At 71.6% G+C, this 8943-nt stretch carries 9 protein-coding genes and 1 pseudogene; 7 read left to right on the top strand and 3 right to left on the bottom strand.

From position 1 onward, the window contains the following. Positions 1 to 123 precede the first annotated feature (123 nt). Positions 124 to 432 (bottom strand): DUF397 domain-containing protein, encoded by a 309-nt coding sequence (locus tag ACJ73U_RS47560; RefSeq protein WP_407784418.1) that lies wholly within the window; start codon positions 430 to 432, stop codon positions 124 to 126. Between the two features lie 34 nt (positions 433 to 466). After that, positions 467 to 1177, bottom strand: a pseudogene (locus ACJ73U_RS47555) (helix-turn-helix domain-containing protein); the annotation flags it as partial. A gap of 262 nt (positions 1178 to 1439) precedes the next feature. On the opposite strand from ACJ73U_RS47555, the gene ACJ73U_RS47550 reads away from it, so the two are divergent. The 7 genes from ACJ73U_RS47550 (at position 1440) to ACJ73U_RS47520 (ending at position 8364) form a co-directional block, all read left to right on the top strand. Further along, positions 1440 to 1889 (top strand): DUF1772 domain-containing protein, encoded by a 450-nt coding sequence (locus ACJ73U_RS47550; protein ID WP_407784417.1) that lies wholly within the window; start codon positions 1440 to 1442, stop codon positions 1887 to 1889. Positions 1890 to 2135: 246 nt separating this feature from the next. Next, positions 2136 to 3086 (top strand): 1-phosphofructokinase family hexose kinase, encoded by a 951-nt coding sequence (locus ACJ73U_RS47545; protein ID WP_407784416.1) that lies wholly within the window; start codon positions 2136 to 2138, stop codon positions 3084 to 3086. Then, positions 3083 to 4078 (top strand): LacI family DNA-binding transcriptional regulator, encoded by a 996-nt coding sequence (locus tag ACJ73U_RS47540; RefSeq protein ID WP_407784415.1) that lies wholly within the window; start codon positions 3083 to 3085, stop codon positions 4076 to 4078. The genes ACJ73U_RS47545 and ACJ73U_RS47540 overlap by 4 nt, the downstream gene beginning before the upstream one ends. Continuing rightward, the gene (locus ACJ73U_RS47535; RefSeq protein ID WP_407784414.1) at positions 4075 to 5538 is read left to right on the top strand and encodes an L-fuculokinase; all 1464 of its coding nucleotides are present in this window, start codon (positions 4075 to 4077) and stop codon (positions 5536 to 5538) included. Before ACJ73U_RS47540 ends, ACJ73U_RS47535 begins: the two co-directional genes overlap by 4 nt. Beyond that, the gene (locus ACJ73U_RS47530; RefSeq protein WP_407784413.1) at positions 5535 to 6317 is read left to right on the top strand and encodes an ATP-binding cassette domain-containing protein; all 783 of its coding nucleotides are present in this window, start codon (positions 5535 to 5537) and stop codon (positions 6315 to 6317) included. The genes ACJ73U_RS47535 and ACJ73U_RS47530 overlap by 4 nt, the downstream gene beginning before the upstream one ends. Continuing rightward, positions 6314 to 7405 (top strand): ABC transporter permease, encoded by a 1092-nt coding sequence (locus ACJ73U_RS47525; protein WP_407784412.1) that lies wholly within the window; start codon positions 6314 to 6316, stop codon positions 7403 to 7405. The genes ACJ73U_RS47530 and ACJ73U_RS47525 overlap by 4 nt, the downstream gene beginning before the upstream one ends. Next, positions 7402 to 8364, top strand: a complete 963-nt coding sequence (locus ACJ73U_RS47520; protein WP_407784411.1) for an ABC transporter substrate-binding protein — start codon at positions 7402 to 7404, stop codon at positions 8362 to 8364. Before ACJ73U_RS47525 ends, ACJ73U_RS47520 begins: the two co-directional genes overlap by 4 nt. A 43-nt stretch (positions 8365 to 8407) precedes the next feature. Here the strand turns inward: ACJ73U_RS47520 and ACJ73U_RS47515 are convergent, their stop codons facing one another. Continuing rightward, a complete protein-coding gene (locus ACJ73U_RS47515) occupies positions 8408 to 8878 on the bottom strand; it encodes a nuclear transport factor 2 family protein (RefSeq protein ID WP_407784410.1) in 471 nt (156 codons plus the stop codon). Between the last annotated feature and the right edge of the window lie 65 nt (positions 8879 to 8943).

Genomic DNA, 8943 nt, shown 5'->3' with positions numbered 1-8943 from the left:
TCGCCAGCGTCGCGCGGTGGAACTCGAGGAACCCGCGCGACATCTCCCGCTCGTCGGCGATCAGCGGCGGCTCAGGACGATCAACCATGCCCCCAGTCAACCACCCGCGCTGACGGGGCCTGACTACCGGTCGAGAAGATCGCGCCAGGCGGCGGTGGGGACGGTGAGGACCCCGCCGCCGGGGTTCTTGGAGTCGCGGACCAGGACCGCGTCACTCGTAGATCGGGGTTGGTGGTTCGACCACGCCACCTCCACGCAGTCGGTTCCGATGTCGTTGCTGAAGCTGCTCTTCCGCCATGCCACCTCCACGCAGCTCGTTCCCGTTCCGTTGCTGAAGCTGCTCTTGCGCCAGGACGTCTGTGACACCCCGATGGCTCCCTCGGTCGCACGCGTCGGCCAGTTCGGCCGCGAACATGCGCGATTGTCCCTCATCAAGGGCCGCATCAGCGAGCTTCGGCACCAGATCGCAGTAGCTGCTCACGTAGGCGCGGTCTTCGAGTATCAAGCCGCCGAGCCGGAGATTGTCCAGGTAGACGATCGGAGGATGATCAGTGAACTTCATCAGGTGGAACTCGTCGCCGAATTCGCCGGCGGCATTCGGCACGATGCGGACCGTGACGTTGTCCAGCGCGGCGGTGAGCACGAGATGCAGCAACTGCTCGTGCATGGTCTCTTCTGAGCCGACCCGGAGCCGCAATGCGTGCTCATGCAGGTAGAACGTGAACCGCGACGAATTCGGTTGATAGAGGATCTGTCGTCGTTCCATTCGAGTGCGGATACCACTCACCACCTCTTCCTCCCCGATATCGGGTTCGAGAGCGGTGATGCGAGCGCGGGCGTAGTCCGGAGTCTGCAACAGCCCGTGGATCAGCTGCGGTTCGTAGATGATGGAATGGTCGGCCAGGGATTCGTGGAAGATCAGCGACTGCAGGGAGCCGGCGATCCGCCAGTCCGAGAGGTAGTAGCCCTGCTTGCGTTCGGCCATCCTCGCGAAGTCGATGAGCCGCTCCACCTCCCGCGCCTTCATCCCGCACATCACGACGTACTGGATCACGTCCGTGGTGCTCGACGCGCGCCGGCCGTTCTCCATCCGCGAGACCTTCGTCAGCGGCCAGCCCAGCCTGCGCGCCAGCTCCCCCGCGGACAGGCCCACCTTCTCCCGTACCTGGCGCATCATTCCGCCCAGCTCGCGATAGGCGGCCGACGTGTACCGAGTGCTCATGCGGCCACGCTATGGCCGCATTCCCGCAAATCCCAGGCGCGCCGCGCCAGGTCCACCCCATCGGCGCACGTCGGCGCCTTGTTTTCCGCTGCTGAAAAGAATCCGGTGTGGACCGGAAATGTGACCTGGAGCGTGAACCCGAGAACGCCTCCAGACCGCCTCCAGACCGCCTCGAGAACCCTTGCCGCGCCAGCGGATCGCGGCTTCACTGCGGGGCATGACGCTCACCCTGCTCGGCTCGTGGCTGATGCTCGCCGCCGGTGGGCTGTTCGCCGGCGGCATCCTGATGGTCGCCGTCGAGCGGACCGACCTGTGGCGGCGGATGCCGGTCGACCAGTACGCCACCGACTTCCGCCGGACACTGGCACGGGTCGACCCGTTGCTGCCGATCCTCAGCGCGGTGACGTGCGTCGGCGCGCTGCTGTTCGCCCTCGGCGCGACCGGTCGCCCCGCCGCGCTGACCTGGACCGCGGTGGCACTGCTCGGGGTGGTCATCGTCAGCTCGATCATCGTCGCCGAGCCGATCAACGCGCGCTTCCGCCGCGTTCCCGAGGGCACCACCCCCGAGGGCGCCGAACACCTCCGCGTCACCTGGCGCCGCTTCCACTACGGCAGAACGATCCTGGGCGTCGCCGCCTTCACCTGCATCATCGGGGCGGTCGCCTGACACCCATCGGCACGATGGCCTGACGCCATCCACGATGGCCTGACGCCATCGGCGTGCGGTCGCCTGAGGCCGCGGCGCGTCAGGCACGGCCGGCACCGGCTCGTGGTCATCTTCTCGGCGCACCCTTGACACCCGCGCGTCGTCCGGAGCACTCTCGGTCGCACGCGTTGTGACATCGATTACCCGGGTTTCTCGCGACATCGATTACCCGGTGGTGACCGATGCGCCACTCGACGAGGAGTGCCCGTGCTCATCGCGACGCCGAACCTGTGCCTCGACCGGACCGTGCGCGTGGCCGAGGTGGTCCCCGGGAGCGTGCTGCGGGCACACGAGGTCGAGGTCACCGCGGGCGGCAAGGGCGTCAACGTCGCCAGGGTGCTCCGCGCGTTCGGCCGCACGGCGACGATCGTGGGCCTGGCCGCCGACAACGACCGGGAGCGGCTGCTGTCCCTGCTCACCGCCGAGGGTGCGGACGTCGTGGGCGTGCCGATGCCCGGTGACGTGCGGATGGCCGTGATCATGATCGAGGAGGGCACCCGGCGCACCACCGTGCTCAACGAGCCGGGCGCGCCCATCAGCCGGGACACCTGGGACCGCTACCGCCAGGCCGTGGCCGACCTCCTTCCGGGGCAGGACCTGTTGGTGTGCGACGGCAGTCTCCCCACCGCCGCGCCGGCCGACGCGTACGGGCAGCTGGTCGCGGACGCGCGGGCGGCCGGCGTGCCGGTGATCGTGGACAGCGCGCCGGAACCGCTGCGCGCGGCGCTGGCGAGCGGTCCCGACCTCGTCACGCCCAACCTGGAGGAGGCGGAGGCCGCGATCCGCGGCGACAGCGGCCACGTCCTGGTCAGCACCGGTCCCGAGATGGCCGAACGCGCCGAGTCGGCGGCCGGCGCCCTGGTCGCGCTGGGTGCCCGCCGCGCCGCGGTCACCGTCGGCGAGCTGGGCGTCGTGCTGGCCGAGGACGGCGCGCTCACCTGGGTGCCGACGGTGCCGGTCGACGTGGTGAGCGCCGTCGGCGCCGGTGACTCGTTCGTCGCGGGCCTCGCGCTCGGCCTGCTCGGCGGCGCGAGCTGGGTCGAGGCGGCCGCGCGTGGCGTGGCCACGGCCACCGCGTCGTGCGAGCGGGTGCTGGCGGGCGGGGTCGACCCGGCCCGGGTCGAGGAGCTGCTGACAGCTCTGAAGGCACGGGCATGACCAGGCCGAGGGTGCGCCTGCGCGACGTGGCCGCCGCCGCGCACACGAGCGCGAAGACCGCGTCCCGGGTGATCAACGGCGATCCGCGGGTCGCCGAGCAGACGCGGGCACGGGTGGAGCAGGCCGTGCGCGACCTCGGCTACCAGCCGGACCCCCTCGCGCGGTCGCTGCGGCGCGGCAGGGACGACACGATCGGCGTGGTGATCGACTCGGTGGCGGACCCGTTCTTCGCCAGCGTCACCGGCGAGGTCGAACGGCTCGCGCTGCGGCGCGGCATCACGGTGATCATCGCGAGCACGAACCGCGCGCCGGAGCGGGAGCGGTCGGTCATGGCGGGGCTGGCGCAGCGGCGGGTCGCGGGGTTGATCGTGGCGCCGGTGTCGGCGGACCACGCGTACGTGCGGACGCTGCCGTGCCCGGTGGTGTTCGTGGACCGCAGGGCACGCAACCTCGACGCCGACGCGGTGGTGGTCGACGACCGGGAGGCCGCGGGCACGGCCGTGCGGCACCTGGTGGCCCACGGGCACCGCCGGATCGCGTTCCTGGGCGACGGGCCGGACCTGGACACCGCGCGGCTGCGCGTGGCGGGCTACCGGGACGCGCTCGCCGAGGCCGGCATCGACGAGGAGATCGTGCTCGAGTGCGACCGCGACGACACCGTCGGGCACGCGGCCGCGCACACCACGCGCCTGCTGGGCGACGCGCGCCGACCCACCGCGATCTTCAGCGCCAACACCCGGTGTTCGCTCGGTGTCGTGCCCGTACTGCACCGCCGCAACCGGCTGGACGTCGCACTGGTGGCGTTCGGCGACTTCCCGATGGCGGACTCGGTGACGCCGGCCGTCACGGTCATCGCCCACCCGTCGGAGGTCATCGGCCGGCTGGCCGCCGAGCAGCTCGTGAAGCGGCTGGAGGGTGACACGGGCGGCCCGGTCACCGTCGTCGCGCCGGTGCACCTGGTGCCGCGCGGCTCCGGGGAGGTGCGGCCATGACCGTCGAGGCGGTCGTCGGGCTCGATCTCGGCACCACGGAGACCAAGGCGCTCGTCGTCGGCACGGACGGCCGGCAGCTGGGCTTCGCGCACGGCACCACCCCCTGGGACGGCGCGCAGACCACCGGCGAGGCGCTGTTCGCCGCCGCGGTCGACGTGCTCGGCGCCGCCCTCGCCGACGCGCGTGGTTCTGCCCGGCAACGGATCCAGGCCATCGGGCTGGGCCTGACCGGCTTCGCCGAGAGCGGGGTGGTGCTGGACGGCGGCGGTCGGGTGACCACGCCGGTCATCGCCTGGTACGACCAGCGTGGCGCGGCCGAACTGGCCGAACTCGACCCGACCTTCCGGGCGGCGTTCCCCCGACGCACCGGCCTCCCCTTCGGTCCACAGTGGACCATCGGCAAGCTGCTGTGGTTGCGGAGCAGTCATGGCGCGCTGCCACCCGGCGCGTGCTGGCTCAACATTCCCGAGTACGTCGCACACCGGCTGGGCGCGGCCCGGGTGAGCGAGCCGTCCCTCGCCTCCCGCACCGGGTTGCTGGACCAGTCCACCGGCCGGCAGTGGCCGGCGGCGCTGACCCTCCTCGGCGTGGACCGGCTGCTTCCCGACACGGTGGCGGCCGGCCAGCCCGCGGGCACGGTGGCGCCGGCACCGCACGTGCCGGACGGCCTGGCGGGTGCCGTGATCACGGTGGTCGGCCACGACCACCCCGTGGCCGCCACCGGAGTCGGCGCCACCGGCGACCACGAACTGTTCAACTCCTGCGGCACCGCGGACGTCATCCTCCGCACGGTCCCCCACCTACTCACCGACGACGACCGGGAACAGCTGGCCGCACGCGGCATCGACGCGGGCCGCCATGTCCTCACCGGACAGTCGGCGCTCATCGGCGGCGTCCGCGCGGGCCTGGTCATGCGCCGGGTACTCGCGATGCTCGGCGCCGACGACCCGGGCCGGACCGTCTTGGACCGCCCCGTCAGCGACCCACACCCCACGACCGTGTCGGTCTCCGGCGCGAGGAAGACCGACGAGGAGGTCACCATCACCGTGACCGACGGCGCGACCCCGCACGCGGTCTGGGCGGCCGCACTCGACCACATCACCGAAGTCACCAGCGACCTCCTCCACGGCATGAACGACGTCGTCGGCACCCATCGAGCCGCGGTCGCCGCCGGCGGCTGGACCCGCATGTCCACGGTGCGGGACGCCAAGCGCCGCCTCCTGCCGGACCTGCGCTTCTCACCCATGGCCCAGCCCGGCGCGTTCGGCGCCGCACTGTTCGCGGCCTGGAGCGCCGCGGGCAACCCCGGCGACTTCCAGTCCTTCGCCAACCCACTGCGCCGAGCCGCCCTCGAATCCCCGACCCCCCCGCCGGCCGCGGCCGCACTGACCGCGCGGCGGGCTCGTGAGCGAGGACCGAGCGCCGAACCCGCGACGACGGAAGGAGGCGGCCGCGGATGAGCGCAGCGACCCAGCCGACTCTGCTGGCAGCCCACGGCCTGTCCAAGGCGTACGGGCACGTGCACGCGTTGTCCGAGGCCGACTTCGACGTCGGCGCGGGTGAGGTCGTCGCGTTGATCGGGGACAACGGCGCCGGCAAGAGCACGCTCGTGCGGTTGCTGTCCGGCATCGAGACCCCGGACAGCGGCACGATCCTGTTCGACGGCAACCCGGTTCGGCTCACCTCCCCGACCAGCGCCCGCGCGCTCGGCATCGAGACCGTCTTCCAGGACCTCGCGCTCGCGCCCCACCTGTCGCCGGTGCAGAACATGTACCTGGGCCGGGAGATCATGCGGCCGGGACTGCTCGGCAGGCTCGGTTTCATGGACACCCGGGCGATGCGTGCCGGCAGCCGCACGGCGTTCGACGGGCTCGGCGCCACCGTGCGGGACCTGTCCGGGCCGGTCGGTTCGATGTCGGGCGGCCAGAAGCAGGGCGTGGCGGTGGCACGCGCGGCGGCGTGGGCGCGCAGGGTGATCTTCCTCGACGAGCCGACCGCGGCGCTCGGCGTGGTGCAGACCCGCAACGTGCTGGACCTCGTCCGGCGGGTACGGGACGAGGGCATCGCGGTCGTGTTCATCAGCCACTCCATGCCCCACGTGATGGAGGTGTCGGACCGCATCCAGGTACTGCGCCGGGGGCAGCGCGTGGCGAGTTTCGCGACCGGGCGGACGTCGATGGAGGAGTTGGTCGCCGCGATGACCGGCGCCACCGAACCAGAGGCAGGTGTGCACACATGACCAGCGTCGCGCGGCGCGGCACGTCCTCCGCGGCGGCGGTCGAGGAGGTCCCGGCCGGCCGGTGGCAGCGGCTGCTCCGGTTGCAGGCACTGCAGATCCTGCTCATCCTCGCGGTGATCGTGGCGATCTTCGGTGTGCTGGACCCGCACGCGTTCCTGTCGGTGTTCAACCTGCGCGGCATCGTGGTGAACACGTCGATCCTCGCGGTGCTGGGCGTCGGCATGACGTTCGTGATCGTCACCGGTGGCATCGACCTGTCGGTGGGCAGCGTGCTCGTGCTGTCCGGCGTGGTCGCGAGCAGGGCGATGGTCGCGGCGGGTGGTCAGGGCTGGGGCGTGGCGCTGCTCGGCATCCTCGTGGCGAGCGTGGTCGGGTTGGCCTGCGGGCTGCTGAACGGCGTGCTCGTCGCGAAGCTGCGGGTGCCGCCCCTGATCGTCACCCTGGGCACGATGGGCGCGACGCTGGGGATCGCGCAGATCATCACGTCCGGCATCGACCTGCGGGACGCGCCGGACGTCCTGGTGGACAACGTCGGTTTCGGCAACCTCGTGGGGCAGGTGCCGACGCTGTCGGTGGTGGCGCTGGTCGTGGTGGTGCTGGGCATGGTCGTGCTGCACCGGACGCGCTTCGGCCTGTACACCTACGCGATCGGCTCGAACCCCGAGGCGGGCAGGCGGGTGGGCCTGAAGGTCGACCGGCACCTGACCAAGGTGTACGCGCTGGCGGGGCTGACGGCCGGGCTCGCCGGGATCCTGAACCTGGCGTTCTTCCAGTCGACGACGATCGCGGGCCAGTCCAACACGAACCTGAACGTGATCGCGGGCGTGGTCATCGGCGGGACGTCGCTGTTCGGCGGCGTCGGCACGATCTTCGGCACGGTGATCGGCCTGTTCATCCCGTCGACGCTGCAGAACGGCTTCGTGATCCTGGGCGTGCAGCCGTTCTGGCAACAGGTGGTGGTCGGCGGGGTGCTCATCGCCGCCGTCTACGTGGACCAGGCCCGCAGAGCAGCCGCCCTGCGCGGGTCCCGAGGCAAACCCAGGTTCCTCCCCCACTTCGGGGGCGGCTCAGGAAAGGAAACCTCATGAACCGTCTCAAAGCGGTCGTGGCGACGGCGGCGGCACTGTTCCTCGCGGGCTGCGGCTCGGGCGGTGGCTCGGGTTCCGGCGGTTCGTACAAGCTCGCCTTCGTCCAGGGGGTCACCGGGGACGCGTTCTACATCACCATGGGGTGCGCGGTGCGGGCGGAGGCCAGGAAGGAGGGCGCCACCGTCGACATCCAGGGACCGCAGAAGTTCGACCCGACCCTGCAGACGCCGGTGCTGCAGGGGGTCGTCTCCTCGCGGCCCGACGCCATCCTCATCGCGCCGACCGACGTGTCCGCCATGCAGCGGCCGGTCGAGCAGGCCACCAAGCAGAACATCAAGGTCGTCCTGGTGGACACGACGCTGAAGGACCCGTCGGTCGCGGCGTCGGCCATCGCGTCGGACAACATCGGTGGCGGCAAGGCCGCCTTCAACGCCATCAAGCAGCTCGCGCCGCGGGGTGGCAAGGTGCTCGTGGTCAGCGTGTCGCCGGGCGTCAGCACCACCGACGACCGGGCCAAGGGCTTCCAGGACGCGGTCAAGACCGACCCGAAGTACACCGACCTCGGCGTGCAGTACTCCCAGAACGAGCCGCAGAAGGCCGCCCAGATCGTCACCGCGGCCCTGCAGAAGGACCCGGACATCGTCGGCATCTTCGCCGCCAACATCTTCTCCGCGGAGGGTGCCGCCACGGGCATCCGCCAGGCCGGCAAGCAGGACCAGGTCAAGATCGTCGGCTTCGACGCCGGCCCCGACCAGGTGAAGGCCCTGCGGGACGGGACGGTGCAGGCACTCGTCGCGCAGCAGCCGGGCAGGATCGGCCAGGTCGGCGTCCAGCAGGCCGTCAAGGCGCTGAAGGGCGACCGGACCGACACGAAGATCCAGACCGGCTTCACCATCGTCACCAGGGACAACCTCGACACCCCCGAGGGCAAGGCCGCCCTCTACAAGTCGAGCTGCTAGCCACGGGGGTGCCGCACCTCCCGCGGGAGGTGCGGCCTCCGCCCTACGGCGTGACCTCCGTGTTCTGGTCGGCGAGCACGAGCCACCGGCCGTGTTCGCGCACCCACGTCACCCCGATCATCAGCGTCTGCGAGTAGCCCGCCGCCGGCTCGGCGTAGACGGACTCGAACAGCACGTACCCCCGCTCGCAGGTCGCGTTGCGGCGGGTGAGGTCGAACGTCTGCGTCCAGTCGGTGCGGGCGAAGAAGCGGTCGATGAACGCGGCCAGCTCGTCGTGCCCGCTGAACACCGTGCCGCCCGGCAGCACGCCCGTGACGTCACGGTGCAGCAGCGCGGTGAAGCCCCGCGCGTCCCGTTCGTCGGTGGTGCGCAGGTAGGTCTGGACGGCGGCGTCGAACTGGCGACCGCACCCGGCGGCCGGGCGCGGCGCGGTGGCCGGGTGCGCGGCGGCGGCCGGTGCCCCGGTGACGACGGCCACGAGCGCGAGGCCGGCGGCGAGGATTCGAGTTCTCATGCGGCTCAGTCCAACGCGCCACCGGCCCGGGCCGGCTGTGATTCGACCAGGCTCGAATCGGACGT

This window comes from Actinophytocola sp., from assembly GCF_045807065.1.
Classification (GTDB): domain Bacteria; phylum Actinomycetota; class Actinomycetes; order Mycobacteriales; family Pseudonocardiaceae; genus Actinophytocola.
This window is presented reverse-complemented; position numbering and strand designations above follow the sequence as displayed.

What these genes read in the sequence shown, in the direction of transcription:
- ACJ73U_RS47560 (WP_407784418.1), bottom strand. Translation starts at nt 432, where the DNA reads ATGAGGGACAATCGCGCATGTTCGCGGCCGAACTGGCCGACGCGTGCG.
- ACJ73U_RS47550 (WP_407784417.1), top strand. Translation starts at nt 1,440, where the DNA reads ATGACGCTCACCCTGCTCGGCTCGTGGCTGATGCTCGCCGCCGGTGGG.
- ACJ73U_RS47540 (WP_407784415.1), top strand. Translation starts at nt 3,083, where the DNA reads ATGACCAGGCCGAGGGTGCGCCTGCGCGACGTGGCCGCCGCCGCGCAC.
- ACJ73U_RS47535 (WP_407784414.1), top strand. Translation starts at nt 4,075, where the DNA reads ATGACCGTCGAGGCGGTCGTCGGGCTCGATCTCGGCACCACGGAGACC.
- ACJ73U_RS47530 (WP_407784413.1), top strand. Translation starts at nt 5,535, where the DNA reads ATGAGCGCAGCGACCCAGCCGACTCTGCTGGCAGCCCACGGCCTGTCC.
- ACJ73U_RS47525 (WP_407784412.1), top strand. Translation starts at nt 6,314, where the DNA reads ATGACCAGCGTCGCGCGGCGCGGCACGTCCTCCGCGGCGGCGGTCGAG.
- ACJ73U_RS47520 (WP_407784411.1), top strand. Translation starts at nt 7,402, where the DNA reads ATGAACCGTCTCAAAGCGGTCGTGGCGACGGCGGCGGCACTGTTCCTC.
- ACJ73U_RS47515 (WP_407784410.1), bottom strand. Translation starts at nt 8,878, where the DNA reads ATGAGAACTCGAATCCTCGCCGCCGGCCTCGCGCTCGTGGCCGTCGTC.